The sequence below is a fragment of the Cupriavidus sp. 05L310 genome (genome assembly GCF_056398185.1).
Genome location: NZ_JBFTOX010000001.1, coordinates 68691 through 87994, shown reverse-complemented (window position 1 = coordinate 87994; position 19304 = coordinate 68691). Strand labels below are relative to the sequence as shown.

At 66.8% G+C, this 19304-nt stretch carries 20 protein-coding genes; 7 read left to right on the top strand and 13 right to left on the bottom strand.

Annotation, left to right across the window (positions count from 1 at the left end; all coding sequences use genetic code 11):
• The first annotated feature begins 231 nt into the window (after positions 1 to 231).
• Entirely contained in the window at positions 232 to 1446 is a 1215-nt protein-coding gene (locus AC1DS6_RS00420; RefSeq protein WP_441628565.1) for an EAL domain-containing response regulator, read from the top strand.
• A 43-nt stretch (positions 1447 to 1489) separates the two neighbouring features.
• Here the strand turns inward: AC1DS6_RS00420 and AC1DS6_RS00415 are convergent, their stop codons facing one another.
• Positions 1490 to 1903 (bottom strand): DoxX family protein, encoded by a 414-nt coding sequence (locus AC1DS6_RS00415; RefSeq protein WP_045236369.1) that lies wholly within the window; start codon positions 1901 to 1903, stop codon positions 1490 to 1492.
• A gap of 177 nt (positions 1904 to 2080) precedes the next feature.
• Positions 2081 to 3037, bottom strand: coding sequence for a LysR family transcriptional regulator (locus AC1DS6_RS00410; protein WP_441628568.1), 957 nt, complete (start codon positions 3035 to 3037; stop codon positions 2081 to 2083).
• A gap of 148 nt (positions 3038 to 3185) precedes the next feature.
• Between AC1DS6_RS00410 and AC1DS6_RS00405 the strand changes: the two genes are divergently transcribed.
• Together AC1DS6_RS00405 and egtB are read left to right on the top strand one after the other, a co-directional pair.
• Positions 3186 to 3788, top strand: a complete 603-nt coding sequence (locus tag AC1DS6_RS00405; protein ID WP_441628569.1) for an FMN-dependent NADH-azoreductase — start codon at positions 3186 to 3188, stop codon at positions 3786 to 3788.
• Between the two features lie 366 nt (positions 3789 to 4154).
• Complete coding sequence (gene egtB / locus AC1DS6_RS00400) at positions 4155 to 5444, top strand: ergothioneine biosynthesis protein EgtB (RefSeq protein WP_441628571.1); 1290 nt, start codon at positions 4155 to 4157, stop codon at positions 5442 to 5444.
• Positions 5445 to 5490: 46 nt separating this feature from the next.
• Here egtB and AC1DS6_RS00395 read toward each other — a convergent pair whose 3' ends face one another.
• From AC1DS6_RS00395 to AC1DS6_RS00375, 5 genes are all read right to left on the bottom strand, one after another.
• The gene (locus AC1DS6_RS00395; RefSeq protein WP_441628700.1) at positions 5491 to 6180 is read right to left on the bottom strand and encodes an ankyrin repeat domain-containing protein; all 690 of its coding nucleotides are present in this window, start codon (positions 6178 to 6180) and stop codon (positions 5491 to 5493) included.
• A 1-nt stretch (position 6181) separates the two neighbouring features.
• The gene (locus AC1DS6_RS00390; protein WP_276288844.1) at positions 6182 to 6976 is read right to left on the bottom strand and encodes a TatD family hydrolase; all 795 of its coding nucleotides are present in this window, start codon (positions 6974 to 6976) and stop codon (positions 6182 to 6184) included.
• Between the two features lie 135 nt (positions 6977 to 7111).
• Positions 7112 to 8932, bottom strand: a complete 1821-nt coding sequence (locus AC1DS6_RS00385) for an acyl-CoA dehydrogenase family protein (RefSeq protein ID WP_477101698.1) — start codon at positions 8930 to 8932, stop codon at positions 7112 to 7114.
• Between the two features lie 42 nt (positions 8933 to 8974).
• Positions 8975 to 10210, bottom strand: a complete 1236-nt coding sequence (locus tag AC1DS6_RS00380) for a CaiB/BaiF CoA transferase family protein (protein ID WP_477101697.1) — start codon at positions 10208 to 10210, stop codon at positions 8975 to 8977.
• Positions 10211 to 10249: 39 nt separating this feature from the next.
• Positions 10250 to 11227, bottom strand: coding sequence for a Bug family tripartite tricarboxylate transporter substrate binding protein (locus tag AC1DS6_RS00375; protein WP_477101696.1), 978 nt, complete (start codon positions 11225 to 11227; stop codon positions 10250 to 10252).
• A gap of 165 nt (positions 11228 to 11392) precedes the next feature.
• Here AC1DS6_RS00375 and AC1DS6_RS00370 point away from each other — a divergent pair, with 165 nt between their 5' ends.
• A complete protein-coding gene (locus AC1DS6_RS00370) occupies positions 11393 to 12289 on the top strand; it encodes a LysR family transcriptional regulator (RefSeq protein WP_477101695.1) in 897 nt (298 codons plus the stop codon).
• A gap of 15 nt (positions 12290 to 12304) precedes the next feature.
• Here AC1DS6_RS00370 and AC1DS6_RS00365 read toward each other — a convergent pair whose 3' ends face one another.
• The 5 genes from AC1DS6_RS00365 to mltG all read right to left on the bottom strand — a co-directional run bounded on the left by AC1DS6_RS00365 (position 12305) and on the right by mltG (position 16125).
• On the bottom strand, positions 12305 to 12826 hold the full coding sequence (locus AC1DS6_RS00365) for an N-acetyltransferase family protein (protein ID WP_477101694.1): 522 nt from the start codon (positions 12824 to 12826) through the stop codon (positions 12305 to 12307).
• Between the two features lie 48 nt (positions 12827 to 12874).
• Positions 12875 to 13297 (bottom strand): PilZ domain-containing protein, encoded by a 423-nt coding sequence (locus AC1DS6_RS00360; RefSeq protein WP_441628583.1) that lies wholly within the window; start codon positions 13295 to 13297, stop codon positions 12875 to 12877.
• Between the two features lie 84 nt (positions 13298 to 13381).
• Positions 13382 to 14389: a DNA polymerase III subunit delta' gene (locus tag AC1DS6_RS00355; protein ID WP_441628585.1), complete on the bottom strand. Its 1008-nt coding sequence runs from the start codon at positions 14387 to 14389 to the stop codon at positions 13382 to 13384.
• A gap of 117 nt (positions 14390 to 14506) precedes the next feature.
• Positions 14507 to 15121 (bottom strand): dTMP kinase, encoded by a 615-nt coding sequence (gene tmk, locus AC1DS6_RS00350; RefSeq protein WP_477101693.1) that lies wholly within the window; start codon positions 15119 to 15121, stop codon positions 14507 to 14509.
• 8 nt (positions 15122 to 15129) lie between these two features.
• Positions 15130 to 16125: an endolytic transglycosylase MltG gene (mltG, locus tag AC1DS6_RS00345; RefSeq protein WP_441628702.1), complete on the bottom strand. Its 996-nt coding sequence runs from the start codon at positions 16123 to 16125 to the stop codon at positions 15130 to 15132.
• 352 nt (positions 16126 to 16477) lie between these two features.
• On the opposite strand from mltG, the gene ygfZ reads away from it, so the two are divergent.
• The 3 genes from ygfZ (at position 16478) to AC1DS6_RS00330 (ending at position 18728) form a co-directional block, all read left to right on the top strand.
• Positions 16478 to 17473 carry a CAF17-like 4Fe-4S cluster assembly/insertion protein YgfZ gene (gene ygfZ, locus AC1DS6_RS00340; RefSeq protein ID WP_441628589.1) on the top strand — a complete coding sequence of 332 codons (996 nt, stop codon included), beginning with the start codon at positions 16478 to 16480 and terminating at the stop codon, positions 17471 to 17473.
• Positions 17474 to 17500: 27 nt separating this feature from the next.
• The gene (locus tag AC1DS6_RS00335; protein WP_035867655.1) at positions 17501 to 17791 is read left to right on the top strand and encodes a DUF4936 family protein; all 291 of its coding nucleotides are present in this window, start codon (positions 17501 to 17503) and stop codon (positions 17789 to 17791) included.
• A gap of 109 nt (positions 17792 to 17900) precedes the next feature.
• Positions 17901 to 18728, top strand: a complete 828-nt coding sequence (locus tag AC1DS6_RS00330; RefSeq protein ID WP_441628596.1) for an NRDE family protein — start codon at positions 17901 to 17903, stop codon at positions 18726 to 18728.
• Between the two features lie 31 nt (positions 18729 to 18759).
• On the opposite strand, the gene AC1DS6_RS00325 is transcribed toward AC1DS6_RS00330, so the two are convergent.
• Positions 18760 to 19242: a hypothetical protein gene (locus tag AC1DS6_RS00325; RefSeq protein WP_441628598.1), complete on the bottom strand. Its 483-nt coding sequence runs from the start codon at positions 19240 to 19242 to the stop codon at positions 18760 to 18762.
• Positions 19243 to 19304 lie beyond the last annotated feature (62 nt).

Sequence of the window (19304 nt, the reverse complement as noted above, 5' to 3'; positions counted from 1 at the left end):
GGGCAGCGATTGTAGCGGGTCTGGGCGCGGCGTTTCCGCGCAAGATGGCTGCGAGGACGGAATATCGCGCGATTTCCGTGAAGAAACGCCCTCCCCCGCCGTGCGGACCGCCATCGCCGAAGCCCGCGGCCCCCATGCCAGGACACGCGCGGCGCGCATCATGTGCGCTACTATGGCGCGACGCCCCTCTCACTTCATCGACCGTGCGGTCGATACATTCCCCAGCCAACCATGCAGACACGCTACGCCGGACTGTCCGCCCTGGTGGTCGATGACCACCCTTTCCAGTTGCTGGCGGCAGAGCAGTTGCTGACCCAGCTCGGCGTCAGCGAGGTGCAGTGCGCCGCCGACGGCCACGCCGCGCTGGACCTGCTGGCGGCACGCAAGTTCGACCTCGTGCTCTGCGATATCGAGATGCCGGGGCTCAACGGGCCGGGCATGATGGACGAACTGACCCGGCGCAAGAACGCGTTCGCGGGCGCCCAGCCGCTGTGGGTCTGGGTGTCGGCGCTGCAGGACGACATCATCGAGTCCCATGTGAGCCTGGCCGATTCGGTCGGCCTGTCCGATGTGCGGGCGATTCGCAAGCCGATCTCGGCAGTAGTGCTGGAGGAAATCCTGCAGGATGTGCTGAGGCGCGACCTCACCACGGAAGTACCCGCGGCGGCACCGAGCCAGCCGGAAGACCACGACTTGCTGGCCGCGATGCAAACGCCTGGCGCCATCTTCATCATGCTGCAACCCCAGTTCCGGATCGGCAGCGGCGCGCTGGCGGGCGCCGAAGCGCTCTGCCGCTGGCGCCATCCGGAGCAGGGCCTGATCCGGCCCGACCTGTTCATTCCCAGGCTGGAGGCGCTGGGCGAGGCCGATGCGATCTTCCAGCTGGCGGGCCAGCAATGCCTGGCGGTGCAACGGCAATTGCTGGCGCGCGGCGTGCGCATCCCGCTCAGCATCAACGCATCCGCCCAGACACTATGCCGGCCCGGCGTACTGGACGCCTTCGATGCCATGGTGGAAGCCAGCGGCATGCCACGCCAGTTGTTGATCATCGAGCTGACCGAAGGCTATCCGGTGCACGACACCCGTGCCCTGTCGATCGCACTGAACCGCTTGCGCCTGCTCGGCTACGGCGTGGCGATCGACGATTTCGGGATCGGCATCGCGACCCTAAAGCTCCTGGCCGACCTGCCATTCACCCAGATCAAGCTGGACCGCTCCTTCGTGGTCGCCGTGCCGGGCAACGGCCAGCGCGCGGCGATCTGCCGCAACGTCATCAACCTCGCGCGCGACCTCAAGCTGGAGTGCGTGGCCGAGGGCATCGAAACGCCCGTGCAGCGCGATGCGCTGCAAGCCCTGGGCTGCGATCTTGGACAGGGCTACCTGTGGTCGCCCGCGCTGCCGCCCGATATGTTCGTGGCCGAGGCGCTGGGTCGCTGGACGCCCTGAGGACGCAGGCGGAGGGCGGACCGGAAAGCCATGGGCGGCTACGCTAGTTCCACTTGCCGCTGATGCCGCCCACGCTCAGGCGCCCCGCGCCAAGCAGCGCAACCGCAAGGGCCGCGGCCAGGAACATGGCCTGCAACTCCAGCGCCCAGCCGCCGGTGTTAGCCAGCGTGCCGATCTGCTTCATGTGCACCAGGCCGACCGCGACCAGCATGTTGCCGGCCACGATCAGTGCGCCGAGCCGGGCCCAGAGGCCCAGGATCAGCAGGACGGGCGCCACGATCTCGCCGATATAGACAAGGTACGCAATAGCCGGAGGCAACCCGGCCTGCGCCACCACCTGCGTCACGAACCCTGGCCCCTCGATGAGCTTGGAAATCCCATGCAACAGGATCAGCACGCCGAGCACGATGCGCAGTATCGCCTTGCCCAAGTCCTGGGATGCCTGAGAACCACTCATGGTTGTCACTCCTTTCCGGTCCGAAAACGAAAGCGCCGCAAGCAGGCAAGTCCAGCCGGGCAGCACTGACGAAGCGCCTTTAGCTCCACGCGAGGCACGCACATGTACCTTAGTGCGCCGCGCCGTGAAGGTAAAGCCACAAGTTGCACCGGCGCGTCATTGTCCGCATGCCTGTCCTCAAATCTGGCCAATCGGCCGGTGCATGCCGGGATGGCGCGGCGGCTGCATGCCGGCTTTGCGGGCCGTTTCGGGCAGGATGTCTGCAAGAAAATCGAGAAAGCGCCGCAGCGCCGGCGGCATCCCCTTGCGCGAGGGAAATACCGCATGCAGGGTGCCGACCGGCATGATCCACTGAGGCAGCAGCACTTCCAGTTCGCCGTTTTCGATGGCGTCGCGGCAGAACATGCGCGGCAGCATCGCCACGCCCACGCCCGCGATGGCGGCCTCGCGCAGCAGGGCGAATTCGTCGGTGATCAGGCGTGGCTCGTAGGCAATGTGGATGGACTGGCCGGTATTGCAGCTCAGCGTCCAGACATGCTTGCCATCGTGCGGCTTCTGGTTGACGCCGGGCATGCCGTCCAGCGCCTCGGGCGTACGCGGGCGGCCGATGCTGTCGAGCAGCGCCGGACTGGCAACCAGCATGAGCGGGCTTTCGCCGTAAGTGCGCACCACGAGCGAGGAATCGTCCATCACATCGCGCACGCGCAGCGCCAGGTCGAATCCTTCGGCGATGACGTCGACACGGCGGTTGGTAGCCTCCACCTCGATCCGAATCCCGGGATTGGCTTGCATGAAATGCCCGATCGCCGGGGCCAGCAGGCTTTGGGCGATCGCTACCGGACAACTGATCCGCAAATTGCCACCCGGCTGGTCGCGTGCCTGTTCGATCACTTCGCGCGCCGCTTCCGCCTCCGCGAGCATGGCGCGGCAGCGCTCGTAGTACGCCTCGCCAATCGGCGTCACGCGTACCTGCCGGGTAGTCCGGCGCAGCAATTGCACGCCCAGGTCGCGCTCCAGCTGCGCAATGCGCCGGCTCAGGCGGGACTTTGGCACGCCGCTGGCACGGCTGGCGGCGGAAAAACTGCCATGCTGGACCACCTGGGCAAACAGCGAGAGATCGTTCAGGTCTTGCATCGGACTTCCTCGGCGGGGGAGCGCGCCAGGGTAGCAGCCGACTGGCGTTCTGTCCCTGGAACAATAAGTTCCATTTTGCCCCACTACCGGCATCAATGGCAGACCGCTATCTTTGCTTCATCCAACCCGAACCCCTGTGGAGATGAACATGAAGATCTTGCAAATCGACTCGAGCGTACTTGGCGGCCACTCCGCTTCCCGCACCCTGACCGCCAAGGTCGTGTCCGACCTGCGCGCCAGGCACCCGGAAGCCACCCTGACCGTGCGCGACCTCGACCAGGACGCTCCGGCACACCTGTCGAACGCACTGCTGCCCGTGCTGGGCGGCCCGAAGGACGGCCTGAACGCGCTGCAGGAAAGCGAACTGCAACGCACCGAAGCCTTCCTGAAGGAATTCCTTGAAGCCGACGTGCTGGTCGTGGGCGTGCCGCAATACAACTTCAGCATCCCGAGCCAGCTCAAGTCCTGGATCGACCGCATCGCCCAGGCCGGCCGCACCTTCAAGTACACCGAGACCGGCCCGGTTGGCCTGGCCGGCGGCAAGCGCGTGATCGTGGTGTCGTCGCGCGGCGGCGTGCGCCAGGACGCCAACGCCCTGGACCTGCATGAGCAGACCGTCGACGTGGTGTTCCGCTTCCTGGGCATCACCGATATCACGTATGTGCGCGCGCATGGCCTCGCCATGGGCCCGGAAGCCCGCGAAGCCAGCCTGGCCTCCGCCAACAGCGCCGTGGCAGCCCTGGCCGCGTGATCGCCTGACCGCCAGGCGGCGGCACGCCGCCGCGCCGCCAGGCAAAACGCCCGACCGCATTCATGCCGGCGGGCGTTTTGCGCTCTGGCAAGCCGTTTCCCACCTCGTTGGCCGGCCCGCCCGGTGAGAGCATTGCCCCCGGTTTTTGCAGGCGAGAGCCTGCTATGCCCCGTGCATGATCGGGTCTATGATGGTTCGGAACGCCCGAGCGGTTTCGGTGCACGTCCATCCAGGGGGAAGCCCGCGCGGCCTTGTTGCGAGGGCCTGGGTCGGAACCTGTCCGCAATCCACACGCCACGGCCAGCCGCCCTTCGCGCGGCATCCGCGGCAGATGCCAAGTCCGCAAGGTTCGATAAGGGAGCCCGCATGTCCTCTGCCCTGCTGCCTGCCAGCGCCGTGCATCCTCCGCACGAGCCGGCCCTGCTTGCCCGGTACCGCCACATCCGCTCGGCCACCGAGGCCATGGTCGCCGACCTGACCGACGCCGACGCCACGGTGCAGTCGATGGACGACGCAAGCCCGGCCAAATGGCACCTGGCCCATACCACCTGGTTCTTCGAGGAGTTCGTGCTGACGGCCCGCATCCCGGACTACGAGCCAGTCGACCCGCAATACCGCTACCTCTTCAACTCCTATTACGAGTCGGTCGGGGCCCGCCACCCGCGCCCGCGCCGGGGATTGCTCTCGCGGCCCTCGCTGGACGAGATCCTGGCTTACCGTGAAGCGGTCGACGAAACCATGCTCGGGCTGCTCACGAGCGCGCAGACGGATGCCGAGGCAGCGCTGATCGAGCTTGGCCTGAACCACGAGCAGCAGCACCAGGAATTGCTGCTGACCGACATCCTGCACTTGTTCGCGCAAAACCCGCTGAAGCCGGCTTTCGCGCCGGAGTTGCTGGCGCCCGTCATCGCCGACCCGCGCCCGGCCCCCGAATGGATCCGCTTTGCCGGCGGCGTGGTCGCCATCGGCCACGACCGCGACGGCTTCGCCTTCGATTGCGAAGGCCCGCGCCACAATGTGCTGCTGCAGCCGTACCAGCTCTGCTCGCACCCCATCAGCAACCGCCAGTGGTTTGAATTCATCGAGGACGGCGCCTACCGTACCGCCGGCCTTTGGCTGTCGGATGGATGGCGCTGGGTCTGCGAACAGGGCATCGAAGCGCCGCTGTACTGGGAGGAACGCGAGGGCACCTGGTGGCAGATGAGTTTGCGCGGGATGCAGCCGGTCGATCCCGATAGCCCGGTCACCCATGTCAGCTTCTACGAGGCCGATGCCTTCGCCCGCTGGGCCGAGCGCCGCCTGCCAACCGAGGCGGAATGGGAGCATGCGGCGCGCAACCTGCCGGCCACCGGGAATTTTGTCGAAGGACGGATTCTGCGGCCGCTGCCCGACCGGCAGAATACCTCGGGCGCGCTGCGGCAGATGTTTGGCGACGTGTGGGAATGGACCGCCAGCCCCTTCCAGCCCTACCCGGGCTTCCGGCCGGGCGCCGGCGCGGTGGGGGAATACAACGGCAAGTTCATGTGCAGCCAGCTGGTGCTGCGTGGCGGTTCCTGCGTGACGCCGGAATCGCATATCCGCGCCAGCTACCGCAACTTCTTCTATCCGCACCAGCGTTGGCAGTTCACCGGCGTGCGCCTCGCGGACGACGCGTAGCCGGGGCGGGAACACGCCGGGCAAGACCGGCGTGCTTCCCGCAAATTCAGTTCCAGCCCTTTTGCGGGGACTGCGAACTTAGCGGCGTCTGCGGATACAGCTTCTGCCAGCGCGATTTCAGCCCGTCCGCGATTTCCTTCTGGTGGTAGCGCTCGGCAAAGTCGATTGCCGTCATGCCCTGCTGGTTCTTCAGGCGCATGTCCGCGCCCTCGTCCAGCAGCAGCTTGACCGTCTCGATATGGCCGCCGCGCGCTGCCATCATCAGCGGCGTGGTGCCGTTGGGGCTTTCGGCGTCGATATAGGCAGCGTGATCAACCAGGAACTTGACGATCTCGTTGTTGCCGTTGGTCGCCGCGTAGTGCAGCGGCGTCCAGCCCGTCTTGTTGATCTCGACCTCCATCTGGTCGACCATCAGCTTGACCATATCGAGTTCGTTCTGCAGGCTGGCCATCATCAGCGGCGTCTCGCCGGCCGCATTGGTCTTGTCGAAATCGATATTCTTGGCGCGGATCAGTGCCCCTGCCACCTTCAGCGACTTCTCGCGCAATGCCACCACCAGCATGGGATTGCCCTTGGCATCGACAAGGTTGGGATCGACGCCGCGCGCCAGCATCTTCTGGACGGCGTTGATGTCATCGAACTCCACCGCCTTGCGCATATCGTCGGCGGGCGTCGCCCAGGCAACGGTGCCGCAAAGCAGCGCCGCGACAGCGGCGAGACGCCGTACAGCCTTCATGTTAAACATGAGTATTCCTATCTATATGCTTGAAAAGACGGAAGAAATTGTCGGAAGTCTGCTCCGCCAATTCCTCGACCGGAATGCCGCGCAGATTGGCGATGAATTCGCCCACATGGCGCACCCAGGCTGGCTGGTTGGTCTTGCCGCGGTAAGGCACGGGCGCCAGGTAAGGTGAATCGGTCTCGATCAGCATGCGCTCCAGCGGTATCTTGCGCGCGGTTTCCTGCAGCTCCACCGCGTTCTTGAATGTCACGATGCCGGAAAACGAGATGTGGAAGCCTTCATCCAGCGACTGCCGGGCGATCTCCCAGCTCTCGGTGAAGCAATGCATCACCCCGCCGGCGGCGCGCGCGTCTTCCTCGCGCATCAGGCGCAGGGTGTCGTCGGCGGACGAGCGGGTATGGATGATGAGCGGCTTGCCGGTCTGCCGCGCGGCGCGGATATGGGTGCGGAAACGCTCCCGCTGCCACTCCATGTCGGCGATGCTGCGGCCGTTCAGCCGGTAGTAGTCGAGCCCGGTCTCGCCGGTGCCGACCACCCGCGGATGCGCCGAAAGCGCCAGCAGGCGCTCCAGCGTGGGCTCCTCGCCCTCCTCGTAGTCGGGATGCACACCGACCGAAGCGTAGAGATGCGGAAACTGCTCGGCGAGTGCCAGCACGCGCGGGAAATCTTCCAGCGTGACCGAGATGCACAGCGCATGCGTTACCTGGCTGGCACGCATGTTCTCCAGCAATTCGGGCAAGCGTTCGGCCAGTTCGGGGAAATCTAGATGGCAGTGGGAATCGACAAACATTGGGGCGGTTTCCGTATAGAGACGCCGCCGCGGGCGGCGCCACCCGCCATTGTATCCGGTCGTGCCCGCGCGCCCGCCCACGGCGGATCAGCGGGCGCGGCCCGCCGCCGGATACGCCACTTGCGCCAGCCCGGATCAGACCGGGGCGATCGCCGCGCAGGCCTGCTCCAGCGTGAGCGGCGCCGGGTCCAGCAGCAGCCGGCACGCCGCGGATTCGCCCTCCTCATCCGGGCTCGCCAGCGGATCGGATGGCAGCAGGCGATGCCGCAGCAGCGCGTCGGCCAGTAGCAGCCGGCGGGCGTCGACGCCAGGCCGGGTAGCCTCCCAGGCCATCAGGATGGCGGCACTGGCGTGGTAGAGGGCGCTGGCGGCACGGCGGCTCTCCGCCTCGTGCCGCGCGCCGCCGGCCACGGCCTCGGCGAGCGAAGCGGCACGTTGCCACCCTTGCCACAAGGCCTGCCGCAGTGGCGCCGGCAGGTTCCCGGATTGCTCCAGCCGACCCGCCAGCAAGCTCCCCAGGGCACGGTGAGCCCCTTCCTTTCCCACCGCCCGCTGGATGGCATCCAGCGCATTGATATTGCTGGTGCCCTCCCACAGCACGCCGATGTGGGCGTCGCGGACCAGCCGCGCGTTGACGAAATCCTCGATATAGCCGTTGCCGCCCCGCACTTCCATGGCGCCGGTCGCCACGGCGATATTGTCCCGGCAGGCGCGCAGCTTGATCAGCGGCGTCAGCAGGCGCAAGGCTTGCCGTGCGCTACCGTCGCCCTCGCCCTCGCCCTCGCCCCCGCCCTCTTCCTCGCCGGCCCGCCGCATGGCGTCCGCCGTGGCCATGACCATCGACAAGGCCGCCTCGGTGGGGACCATGATCTTCAGCAATTGCCGCCGCAGCAGCGCATGGCCAATGACCTCGCGCCCAAAGGCAGAGCGGTGCCGCGCGGCCTGCAGCGCTTCGTTCAGGCAACGGCGCATCATGGCGGCGGCGCGCACCGCGTGCGACAGGCGTGACAGGTTGACCTGCTCCATCATCTGCTTGAGGCCCTGGTCGAGCGCGCCCACCGGATAGGCCACCGCCCCTTCGAGCCGGACTTCGCCGCTGGCCATCGACCGCGTGCCCAGCTTGTCCTTCAGCCGGACGATGCGGTATGTGTTGCGGCTGCCATCGTCCAGCCGGCGCGGCAGCGCGAACAGCGCGAGCCCTCGGGTGCCGGACGGCGCGCCTTCGGGGCGGGCCAGCAGCAGGACAACGTCCGCATCGGCATGCGAGCAGAACCACTTCTCGCCGTACAGGCGCCACTGGCCACCTTCCTCGCGCGCCACGGTCTCGATGGCACCCACGTCCGAGCCGCCGGCCTTCTCGGTCATGAACTGGGTGCCCTTCCAGAGCGACGCCAGGTCGGCGGACAGCATGCTGGGCAGCAATTTTTGCTGCAAGGCCTGGCTGCCGAACTTGCGGATCAGGTGGATCGAGGTATCCGTCACGCTGATCGGGCACATCTGGCCGAACTCGGACTGCACGAACAGGTACTGGAAGGCGTATTTCGCCGCCGGCGCCAGCGGCGCGGCGCATCCCAGCACGCCGGCGCGGTGGCCCATCGCATGGAACTGGAAATCGGCGAAGGCGATGTGTTCCATCTCCTGGTAGGCCGGGTGGTATTCGATCCAGTCGTCGTCCTCGCCCCAGCGGGTGCGCGCGTGAAGCACCGGGGCGTATTTGTCGGCCACCGCCGCCAGCGCATTCAGGCGGCCGCCGGCCAACTGGCCCATGCGCTGGAAATGCGGCAGCAGGTGCTGGTGTTCCTGCGCCGGCAGGTACAGCGCCAACAGGTCCCGCAGGCCCCGGTCGAGCGCGAAGAAATCCAGGCCGGCGCAATCCGGCGCGAGGTGGCGGGAGCTGGTCCCCGCATCACCGGGGCGTGGACTGACGAACTCGGCGTAGCTGGCTTGGAAGGACATGGGAGCGTTCCGGCAAGGAGGATGGAAGGACGAGAGACGTATTCAGATCACGCCGGCCGCGCGCAGGCGGATCAGATCCTCGGGTGCCATGCCCAGGCTGTCGCCCAGCACGGCCTCGGTGTGCTCGCCGAGGACAGGCGGCCCGCTCTGGTAGTCCAGCGGCGTGGCGGAGAACCGCATCGGGCTGGCGATGGCGGGACAGCTCCCGCCGGTGGAAAGCGGCAGGTCCACGCGGATGCCGCGATACCTGACCTGCGGATCGTCGAAGGCCTGGGCAAAGTCATTGATGGGACCGCAAGGCACGCCGGCCGCTTCCAGGCGCGCGCGCCAGGCTGCGGTGGTGTCGGCGCGCATGATATCCGCCAGCACCGGCAACAGCGCGTCGCGGTTGACCAGCCGGCCGCTGACCCTGGCAAAGCGCGCATCGGCGGCAAGATCCGGCCGGCCGATGGCCTCGCAGTACGAGGCAAACAGTCCGTCGTTGCCTACCGCCACGATCAGCTTGCCGTCCTGGGTGGCGAAGACCTGGTACGGCACGGCGTTGGGATGCGCATTGCCGTAGCGGCGCGGGACCTTGCCCGAAGCCAGGTAGCCAACCGCCTGGTTGCCGCCAAGCGCGAGCGCGCAATCGAGCAAGGCCATGTCGATATGCTGGCCCAGGCCGCTGCGCTCGCGCCATGCCAGGGCGGCCGTGATCGCGAGGCTGGCGTACAGGCCGGTGGTCATGTCGGCCACCGCCACGCCGAATTTCTGCGGCCCGCCGCCTTCGCATTCGCCGCAGGCATCGTCGGGCTCGCCGGTCAGGCTCATCAGCCCGCTCATGCCCTGGAAGACGAAGTCGTAGCCGGGACGGTGCCGATAGGGGCCGGTCTGCCCATAGCCGGTGACCGAGCAATAGATCAATCCGGGGTTGGCCGCGCGCAGGTCCTCGTAGCCGAGCCCGAAGCGCGCCAGCGTGCCGACCTTGTAGTTCTCCACGAGCACATCGCAGGTGGCTGCCATGCGCCGGACGATCTCCTGGCCTTCGCTGGTCGCGAAATCGACAGTGACCGATTTCTTGCCCCGGTTGGTTGAGGCGTAGTAGGTGGAGTCCTGCCGTTCCTGTCCGGCTTCGACGGGCATCCAGGGCGGCCCCCAGCCGCGGGTTTCATCGCCCGCGCCGGGCCGCTCGACCTTGATCACCTCCGCGCCCAGGTCGGCCAGGTTCTGGGTGCACCAGGGGCCGGCCAGCACCCTGGTCAGGTCGAGTACGCGGATATGGGAAAGCGGTTTGTTCATGTTGGCGTGGTCGTAGCTTGGGTGGCGGGTCGTGCTTGTTCAGTCGGCGCGGATGTGCGCGGCCGTGATCACCTTGCCGTAGCGGGCGGTTTCCTCGCGGATATAGGCACCGAAGGCTTCGCGGTAATAGCCCACCGGCTCGGCCCCGCTGCGCAGCAAGGTTTGTTGCACCGCCGGCTCGGCCACAATGCGCTCGATCTCGCTGGCCAGCCGCTCCACCACGGCGGGCGGCGTGGCGGCGGGCGCCACCAGGCCGACCCAGGCCGACATCTCGATGCCGCCGAAGCCAAGCTCCGCCGTGGTCGGCACATCGGGCATCACCGCCGAGCGCTTCGCGTTCATCACGGCAAGCGCGCGCAGCTTGCCCGCCGTGATCTGCGGCAGGCCGGTGAAGGCGGGCTCGAAGGTCATCGACACCTCGTTGGCCATCACGGCGGCCTTGGCCGGCGCGCTGCCCTTGTACGGCACGTGCAGCACGTCGATCCCGGCGCGCGCCTTCAGCATCTCGCCGGCAAGATGCGCGGTCGAGCCGTTGCCATACGATGCATAGCTCAAGCTGCCGGGCTTGGCGCGGGACAGTTGCACCAGTTCGTCCATGGTCCTGGCGGGCACGGCAGGATTCACCACGATCACGCTCGGCGCTGTGGCAACCAGCGCGATCGGCGCGAAACTCCGGGCGGGGTCATAAGGCAGCTTCGGGTACAGCCAGGGATTGATGGTCAGCGTGGTATTGGTGGCCGCCAGCAGCGTGTAGCCATCGGCGCTGGCTCCTGCGACCTGCTCCGCGCCGACGATGGTGGCTGCCCCCGGCCGGTTTTCCACCACCACAGGCTGGCCAAGCCGCTCGCCAAGGCGCAGGCCGATCACGCGCGCCACGACGTCCGTCATGCCGCCGGCCGCATAGGGCACGACGATGCGAATGGGCTGGCGCGGATAGGCTTGCGCGGCGGCCTTGGTTGCCGTCATCACGGTCAGCAATGGGGCGATGAGCAAGACGACGAGGGTCTTCGGATTCACGGCTGTCTCCCTGGTTCTTTTTATTGCGCGCCGCTGGCCGCGGAAGGCCGCCGCGGGTGGGTGCGCAAGAACCATTCTCAAACTCGCGAGTTTTCTCGTCCAATATCGTTTTTTGCGCTATTTATATCGGTATTGAATCAATCACCCTGGTCACCCTGGACTTCCATGGACCTTCGACAGTTGCGCTACTTCGTTGCCGTCGCCGAGGAACTGCATTTCGGCCGGGCGGCCGAGCGCCTTGCCATCACCCAGCCGCCGCTGAGCTTCAACATCCGCCAGCTGGAAGACTCGCTCGGCTTCGCGCTGCTGCGGCGCAGCACGCGCGAGGTTGCGCTAACGCCCGCCGGGCGGGTGATGTACCAGGAAGCGGTGAAGATCCTTGCCCTGGCGCGCGATGCGCAGGGCCTGGCGAGCCGGGCCGCCAAGGGGGAAACCGGCGCGGTGCACGTCGCCTTTGTCGGCTCGGCCATGCTGACGAAGCTGGCCGCGGCGATTCATGCGTTCACGCAAGAACGGCCGGGGGTGGAGGTGGTGGTGCACGAGCTGAACAGCTTCGAGCAGATCGAGGCGCTGCAGCGCGGCCTGATCGATATCGGCATCGCGCATCCGCGCGTCATCCCGGTCGGCCTGGCGTCCCGCGTGCTCTATGCCGAACGGTTTATCTGCGTGTTGCCGTCGGATCATCCGCTGGCGGCGCAGGCGCAAGTCGATCTGCGGCAATTGCGCCTGGAAGATTTTGTCCTGTTCCCGCGCCATTTCGCGCCGGAGTACTACGACAAGATCGTCGCCCTCTGCATGGGCGCCGGCTTTACGCCCAGCATCCGCCATGAAGTGCGCCATATGCTGACGATCGCTACGCTGGTATCGCAGAACTTCGGCGTTTCGCTGGTGCCCGCGTCGGTTGCGCTGGTGCAGTTGCCCAACCTGGCCTGCAGGCCACTGGCAAGGCCGGGCCGGGCCTCCGAACTGCATGGCGTCTGGCGCGCGGACGAGCAGGCGCCGGCCGTGCTGGCATTGCTTGCCGCGCTGGAGGCAAATGGAAATGGGGAGATGCAGGCCTAGGCAACCGCCATCCGGTTACTCCCCGGGCTTCGTCAAATGCCGGCCGAGGATGACCAGGTCGCGCTCCACGCCGTCAAGCACCGCCACGCGCGGCAGGTTACCCCAGCGCTCGAAGCCGAGCGAGGCGAACAGGCCCAGGCTGGGCGCGTTGTGGCCGAAGATGAAGCCCAGCAGGGTGTTGACCCCGATCCGCGGCGCATGCGCGATGGCCTGCTGCAGCAGGAAGCGTCCCAGGCCCTGTCCCCGGCGGCTGGCGTCGAGATAGATCGAGACTTCCGCGGTGGCGCCGTAAGCCGGGCGCCCATAGAAGTCGGAAAAACTGAGCCAGCCGGCCATCTTCCCTTCTCTGTCCTCCGCCACCCACAGCGGCCGCAGCCCGGGCTTGTGTTCATCGAACCAGGCCTGGCGCGATGCCACCGTGACCGGCTCGGTGTCCGCCGTGACCATGCGCGACGCCACGGTGCTGTTGTAGATGGCGACGATGGCAGCGAGGTCGCGCTGCTCCGCGACCCGGACGGAAAAATCGGAATCACTCATTTTTAAATTCTTCTAAAACAATAACTTGGGCAACAAAGTTAAGGTCAACTACAAAGTCTGGGTGGCCTTGGCTGATTCGATCGTCTTGCCCAGGATCTCTTCCACCGTGCGGCGCAGGTTGCGGCCCATATCGTCGTCCGGCAAGTGAATCCCGATGCCCGGTGTCTTGTGCGGCGTGCCGACGGGCGTGATCCATGCCACCTGGCCCGCGATCTGGTACTTCTGCGGCCGGTCGAGCAGCGACAGCACCAGGAATACCTGCTCGCCCAGCCTGAAGGGCCGGTTGCTCGGGACAAAGATCCCGCCGCGCTGCAGGAACGGCATGTAGGCGGCATAGAGCCCTGCCTGGTCCTTGATCGAAAGCGAAAGCACGTTCGGCCGGGAGGATGCGCCGGGAACGGTCGGCGCCCCAATTCCACCTGCGGCGCCCGGAATGCTGGCGCCCCGTGCCCCTGTCACTTCTGTGTTCATGACTGACCCCTTGCTCACTCTATGGCCTTCAGGCCTTATTGGACTTATTGGACTTATTTCAACTACCTATCCGAGCGCTCCGGCTTACTGGAACAACTGCCGGTACTCCAGAAACACGGATTCCATGACCAGCCGCGCCGCCAGCGGGTGATTCTCGCTGCGGCGATGGTTCAGCAGCCGCGCCGAGAAGGCCTGCAGCCGGTGCGCATCGGTGGCCTGCGCGCAGCGTGCCAGGACCGCTTGCTCGCGCGGGAAATAGCGCGGCACCGGGGCGGCCGCCAGGCGCGCCGACAGCAGATCGTACGTCCAGCGCTGCAAGATGCCAAGCACCGACGGCACCGGCATCTTCTGGACCTGTTCGGCTGCCCCCAGGGCATCGAAGCCGGCGCCCGCGCCAAGCTGGCTCACCAGCCAGCGCTGCATCGGCTGCTCCTCCGCTTCGGCCGCGTGCAGCGCGGTCAGCGGCGAGCCGCCGGCCAGCGCCAGCTGGGCCTCGGCATCGCCCACGCCCTGGCTGCCGAGCCAGGCCATGGCGTCGGCGGCGCTGGGCCGCTGCACGGAGAACTGGCGGCAACGCGACAGGATGGTGGGCAGCACGCGGTCCAGGCGGTCGGTCACCAGCAGGAACACGGTCGACGGCGGCGGCTCCTCCAGCGTCTTGAGCAAGGCGTTTGCACCCTCGCTTTGCAACGCATCGAGCGGATAGACAACCACTAGGCGCAGGCCGGCACGGTGCGTGCCGATACCCACGGTATCGATCAGCGCCCGCACCTGTTCCATGCGGATCACCTTGCTGGGCGTCTTCTTCTTGCCGCTCTCGTCGGTCTCGGCGTCGCCCGCGGCCTCCATGGCTTCCGGGCGCACCACGCTGAAATCCGGATGATTGCCCTGGCTGAACCAGTGGCAGGCAGAGCATGTGCCGCAGGGCTGGCCATCGGGCCGCGGGGTTTCGCACAGCAGTCCCTGGGCGAAATGCAGCGCCAGGTCGCGCTTGCCGATGCCTTGCTGGCCGTGAATCAGCAAGGCATGCGGGAGCCGCTCGCGCAGCGCGTTCAGCCGTTGCCAGTCTTCTTTCTGCCAGGGATAAAGCATGCGAATCAGTGAGTTAGGGTTGAAACTTCGAGTGACTACACAGATTGAGAGTGCAATGACGTGCGCCAGCCGCCGCAAGGTCCACCACTATCACAATCTGCTAATAATGATGTCAATTCAAAGTGTTGCCAGGATTGTCTCAAGCTCCACCTGAATCCCGGCAATGGTCCGGGTGGCGTCGATGACCCGGAAGCGCTGCGGGGATTCGGCCGCGCGGCGCAGGTATTCCTGCCGGGTGCGGTCGAAGAAGGCGCGCGACTCGGCCTCGAACTTGTCTGGCTCGCGGGCACCGGCCAGCCGGGCGCTGGCGGTTTCCAGCGGCACGTCGAACAACAGCGTGAGGTCCGGCTGCAAGCCGTCCTGGACCCATGCCTCAAGCACTTCGAGGCGCGCGCGCGGCAAGCCCCGGCCCCCGCCCTGGTAGGCAAAGGTGGCGTCGGTGAAGCGGTCGGATACGACCCAGTCGCCGCGCGCCAGGGCCGGCTCGATGACTTCGGCAATATGTTCGCGGCGAGCGGCGAACATCAGCAAGGCCTCGGTTTCGAGGTGCATCTTGCGGTGCAGCAACAGTTGCCGCAGGTCCTCGCCAAGCGGCGTGCCACCCGGTTCGCGGGTGGTGACAACGGCGACATCGCCGGCCAGGCGGGCGCGCAGGCGCTCCGCCACCCACTCCACGTGGGTGCTCTTGCCGGCACCGTCGATGCCTTCGAATGTGATGAATTTTCCGCGCATGGGGAGACTTATTTGCCGCGCTGGTATTTGTCTACCGCGCGGTTGTGTTCGGGAAGCGAGTTGGAGAAATGGCTGCTGCCGTCGCCGCGCGCCACGAAATACAGCGCATCGGACGGCGCCGGCGCGGTGGCCGCGGCCAGCGAGGCCAACCCGGGCAAGGCGATCGGGGTGGGCGGCAGGCCGTTACGCGTATAGGTATTGTAAGGTGTGTCGGTCTGCAGGTCGCGCTTGCGGATATTGCCGTCGAACCCTTCGCCCAGGCCGTAGATCACGGTTGGGTCGGTCTGCAGCATCATGCCCTTCTTCATCCGGTTGACGAATACGGCGGCGATCAGCGGGCGCTCGGCCGGCTGGCCGGTTTCCTTCTCCACGATGGAAGCCATGATCAACGCTTCATAGGGCGACTTGTATGGCAGGTCGGGCGCCCGGGCGTTCCAGGCATCCGTCAGGCGGCGCTGCATCGCGCGGTAAGCATGGCGGTACAGTTCCAGGTCGCTGCTGTCGCGCGCAAACAGGTAGGTATCGGGGAAGAACATGCCCTCCGGGGCCGGCTCGGGCGCGCCGATCGCCTTCATCAACTCCGCATCCGACAAGCCGCGGCTATCGTGCTTGAGCGCCGGGTGCGCATCCACGGCGGCGCGCATCTTGCGGAATTCCCACCCCTCGATCACGGTCAGCACATAGTGGTTGACCTCGCCCCGGGCGATCTTGCCGATCACCGACAGCGGCGTGGCGCTGCTGTCGAACTCGTAGCCGCCGGCCTTGAGGTCGGCGCTGTGGCCGGTAAGCCGCACCAGCAAGGCAAACAGGCGCGGATCCATGCGCACGCCGCCGCGCTCGATCTGGCGGCCGACGCTGGCCACGCTGGAATTGGGCTTGATCACCACCTCGATCGGCGAGGCCGACAACTGGAGCGGACGATTGGCCCACCAGGCAAAGGCACCGGCGGCGGCAATCGTGAAAACCACGGCGACCAGGGTCAGTCGCAGGAAAATACGTTTCATGTAGGACAGGTAGTGGTGGCGCATCATGCGCCCCGGCAACGCCGGCCGCGCGCTGCATCAATTGCGCAGGGCGCCGGCTGAAATGGCGACAGCCTCATATAATACCGGGAGCCTTGCTCCGCCACGAGCGCGCCCCATATGCCGGAGATCAGCCGGACAGCGGCGCCCCGGCCCGGCGGGCTCCGGTTTGCGCCATACACCGTGCCATTTACCGTGCGATTTACCGCGCTTTTTGCTGCCACATTCACTGTCATTCGTCGGCGTTTATAGCTTTGTAGCCTTTGTGCCTTTTGTCGGCGTTTGCGCCTTCCATCCGGCGCTGCCCAGCGCCCTCTTGCTTGCGATACCTGCCATGAATTCCCCTACCCCCGACCTCGCCACCCAGTTCGAAGCCGTGCGCCAGAGCGGAGTCGTCTGCCGGCCCGCGCAGCTGGGCCTGATCCGGGTTGCCGGCGACGACGCCGGCAGTTTCCTGCACACCCAGCTCACCAACGCCGTCGACGATCTCGCCACCGGCACCGCGCGCGTGGCCGGGTATTGCTCGCCCAAGGGCCGGCTGCTCGCCAGTTTCCTGATGTGGCGGGACGAAGAAGGCATTGTGCTGCAACTGTCGGCGGACCTGCAGCCCGCCATCCAGAAGCGCCTGTCGATGTTCGTGCTGCGCGCCAAGGCGCGCCTGTCCGATCTGACGCCTGACCGCGCCGTGCTGGGCGTAGCCGGCGCCGGCGGCGCCGCGGCACTGCAGGCAGCCGGCCTGCCCGCCCCCGCCGAGCCGTGGTCGACGGGGGCAGCAGGTGCCGCTACCGTGATCCGGCTCCCCGATGGCGCCGGCCTGCCGCGCTGGCAGGTGGTGCTTCCGGCCGAACAGGCAACGCAGGTGCAAGCCGCGCTGTCGGCGCAACTGCTGCCGGCGGACGCGGCGGTGTGGGACTGGCTGGAGGTGCAGGCCGGCGTGCCGCGCATCGCGCTTGCCACGCAGGAGCAATTCGTGCCGCAGATGATCAACCTGGAACTGGTCGGCGGCGTGAGTTTTCGCAAGGGCTGCTATCCGGGCCAGGAAATCGTGGCGCGCAGCCAGTACCGGGGTACGCTCAAGCGCCGCATGTGGCTGATCCACGGCGAAGGCGAAGTGCCGGCCGCGGCCACCGAGATCTTCCGCCCCGAGGATCCCGAACAGCCCTGCGGCATGGTGGTCAATGCCGCCGCCGCGCCGCAAGGCGGCTGGGACGGCCTGGCCGAACTCAAGATCGATGCCGCCGGTGGCGCCCTGCACCTGGGTAGCGCCGGCGGCAGCCCGGTGCGCGTGGGCGAACTGCCCTACGCGGTACCCATCGGCGACGCAGCCTGAACCGCCAGCCCCGCGCAGGAGACTGTCATGAGCGACCACCTTTACGTCTATTTCCGGGTGCCGGAAGCCCTGGCCGATGCCGCGCTGCCGCATTGGCATCGCTGGATGGAGACCGTTGCCGAAGCCGGCGGAATTGGTGGTACGCTCTTACGCAGGCCCGAAACGCGCGACGGCATGCAGACCTGGATGGAGGCCTATGCCGACGTGCCGCCTGCCTTCGATCTGCTCCTTGATGGACTTTGGCGGCAGAGCGGGCTGCAGGATTTCATCAGCGGCGAAAGGCAGGTCGAGCGCTTTGTCGACCTGGACCAGCTCTGATGGCGGCAGCGGCAGGATCACCGCCCGGTGGTGCCGCGAAAGATGAAACCGTAGTCGTAGTGATTGCAGTCGATGCGGCAATCGCAGTGAACGCAGGAAAGGAAGCGCTATGTGCCTGATTCTGGTGGCCTGGCAATCGCACCCGGACTATGCCCTGGTGGTGGCCGGCAACCGCGACGAATTCTACGCACGCCCGGCCGCGCCCGTGCATTGGTGGGAAGATGCGCCCAATGTGCTGGCCGGCCGCGACCTGGCGGAAGTGATCGGCGAGCCGGGCACCTGGATGGGCCTGGCCGGCGACGGCCGCTTTGCCGCCCTGACCAACTACCGCGCACCGTCCGAGAAACGCACCGATGCCCGGTCGCGCGGCGAACTGGTGGCCGGCTTCCTGCGTGGCGACGGCGACCCCCAGTCCTACCTGGCCGGACTGCAACCTCGCGCCGGCGTCTATAACGGCTTCAACCTCCTGGCGTGCGACCTGCGCGAACTCTGGTGGTACAGCAACCGCGGCGCGGCGCCGCATCCGCAGCGCCTCAGGCCCGGGCTCTATGGCCTGTCCAATGCCTTGCTGGATACGCCCTGGCCCAAGGTGCGCAGCCGCGTCGGCGCGCTCGCCGAAGCGGTGGCAGCCGACACCGGCCAGCCGGGGGCCAGCGCGGAACCCTATTTCGATCTGCTGGCCAATGATCGCCAGGCACTGGATTTCGAGCTGCCCAGCACCGGCGTGACGCCTGAGTGGGAGAAGCTGCTGTCTTCGGCCTTCATCCGCTCGCCTAGCTATGGGACCCGCGCCAGCACGGTACTGCGCGTGCGCCACGATGGCCGCTTCGAACTCAGCGAGCGCAGCTTCGATACCAACGGCCGTACCGGCGAGGTGTCATATCGCGGCCACCTGCGGGTTGCCCGCGACGCCGACTCGGTGCAGGCGCCCCGTTAGGGCACCCCGTCAAGGCGACTCAGCGCAACACTCAGTATTGACGGGCCACCAGCCCTAGCGGACGCAGCGCCGCATTCAACGCGCGGATGGCGCCGGGGTCGTTGCGCACGGCGAGCAGCCAGGCGTCCTCGAAATGCCCGATCTCCAGCAACTGCATGCCGTGCGGCGCAAGCTCACGATTGACGTGCGCCAGGTAGAGGGCCGCCGGCTCCATATCGAAATCGTTGTCGTCGCCGCCCAGCGGAATCCCGTCCTCGTCGTAGAGATCATCGACATCGATGGCCGACACCCCTGCCGCGCGCAGCGTTGCAAGCCGCGCCACGGCTTGCGCGCCCAGCGTGCTGAACTCCCGCCAGTCGACTTGCACCAGGCAATGTTCCGCCAGCCAGGGTTTTAGCCAGGCCGACAGCAAATCTTCGCCGGCAGGCGGATCTCCGGCGGGCGCAGCGGCCAGATCGAGGGCAGGCGTGGCATCGGCAAGAGACTGCAGCAGGCGGGAACGGATTTCGGACATAAGCGGGATAAAGACAACCGGATAACGGCAAAAACAAGGACCGCGATGGTACCGCGCATACG

What these genes read in the sequence shown, in the direction of transcription:
- AC1DS6_RS00405 (WP_441628569.1), top strand. Translation starts at nt 3,186, where the DNA reads ATGAAGATCTTGCAAATCGACTCGAGCGTACTTGGCGGCCACTCCGCT.
- AC1DS6_RS00395 (WP_441628700.1), bottom strand. Translation starts at nt 6,180, where the DNA reads ATGAAGGCTGTACGGCGTCTCGCCGCTGTCGCGGCGCTGCTTTGCGGC.
- AC1DS6_RS00325 (WP_441628598.1), bottom strand. Translation starts at nt 19,242, where the DNA reads ATGTCCGAAATCCGTTCCCGCCTGCTGCAGTCTCTTGCCGATGCCACG.
- AC1DS6_RS00365 (WP_477101694.1), bottom strand. Translation starts at nt 12,826, where the DNA reads ATGAGTGATTCCGATTTTTCCGTCCGGGTCGCGGAGCAGCGCGACCTC.
- tmk (WP_477101693.1), bottom strand. Translation starts at nt 15,121, where the DNA reads ATGCGCGGAAAATTCATCACATTCGAAGGCATCGACGGTGCCGGCAAG.
- AC1DS6_RS00370 (WP_477101695.1), top strand. Translation starts at nt 11,393, where the DNA reads ATGGACCTTCGACAGTTGCGCTACTTCGTTGCCGTCGCCGAGGAACTG.
- mltG (WP_441628702.1), bottom strand. Translation starts at nt 16,125, where the DNA reads ATGAAACGTATTTTCCTGCGACTGACCCTGGTCGCCGTGGTTTTCACG.
- AC1DS6_RS00330 (WP_441628596.1), top strand. Translation starts at nt 17,901, where the DNA reads ATGTGCCTGATTCTGGTGGCCTGGCAATCGCACCCGGACTATGCCCTG.
- AC1DS6_RS00355 (WP_441628585.1), bottom strand. Translation starts at nt 14,389, where the DNA reads ATGCTTTATCCCTGGCAGAAAGAAGACTGGCAACGGCTGAACGCGCTG.
- AC1DS6_RS00360 (WP_441628583.1), bottom strand. Translation starts at nt 13,297, where the DNA reads ATGAACACAGAAGTGACAGGGGCACGGGGCGCCAGCATTCCGGGCGCC.
- egtB (WP_441628571.1), top strand. Translation starts at nt 4,155, where the DNA reads ATGTCCTCTGCCCTGCTGCCTGCCAGCGCCGTGCATCCTCCGCACGAG.
- AC1DS6_RS00410 (WP_441628568.1), bottom strand. Translation starts at nt 3,037, where the DNA reads ATGCAAGACCTGAACGATCTCTCGCTGTTTGCCCAGGTGGTCCAGCAT.
- AC1DS6_RS00335 (WP_035867655.1), top strand. Translation starts at nt 17,501, where the DNA reads ATGAGCGACCACCTTTACGTCTATTTCCGGGTGCCGGAAGCCCTGGCC.
- AC1DS6_RS00380 (WP_477101697.1), bottom strand. Translation starts at nt 10,210, where the DNA reads ATGAACAAACCGCTTTCCCATATCCGCGTACTCGACCTGACCAGGGTG.
- AC1DS6_RS00415 (WP_045236369.1), bottom strand. Translation starts at nt 1,903, where the DNA reads ATGAGTGGTTCTCAGGCATCCCAGGACTTGGGCAAGGCGATACTGCGC.
- AC1DS6_RS00420 (WP_441628565.1), top strand. Translation starts at nt 232, where the DNA reads ATGCAGACACGCTACGCCGGACTGTCCGCCCTGGTGGTCGATGACCAC.
- AC1DS6_RS00385 (WP_477101698.1), bottom strand. Translation starts at nt 8,932, where the DNA reads ATGTCCTTCCAAGCCAGCTACGCCGAGTTCGTCAGTCCACGCCCCGGT.
- AC1DS6_RS00390 (WP_276288844.1), bottom strand. Translation starts at nt 6,976, where the DNA reads ATGTTTGTCGATTCCCACTGCCATCTAGATTTCCCCGAACTGGCCGAA.
- ygfZ (WP_441628589.1), top strand. Translation starts at nt 16,478, where the DNA reads ATGAATTCCCCTACCCCCGACCTCGCCACCCAGTTCGAAGCCGTGCGC.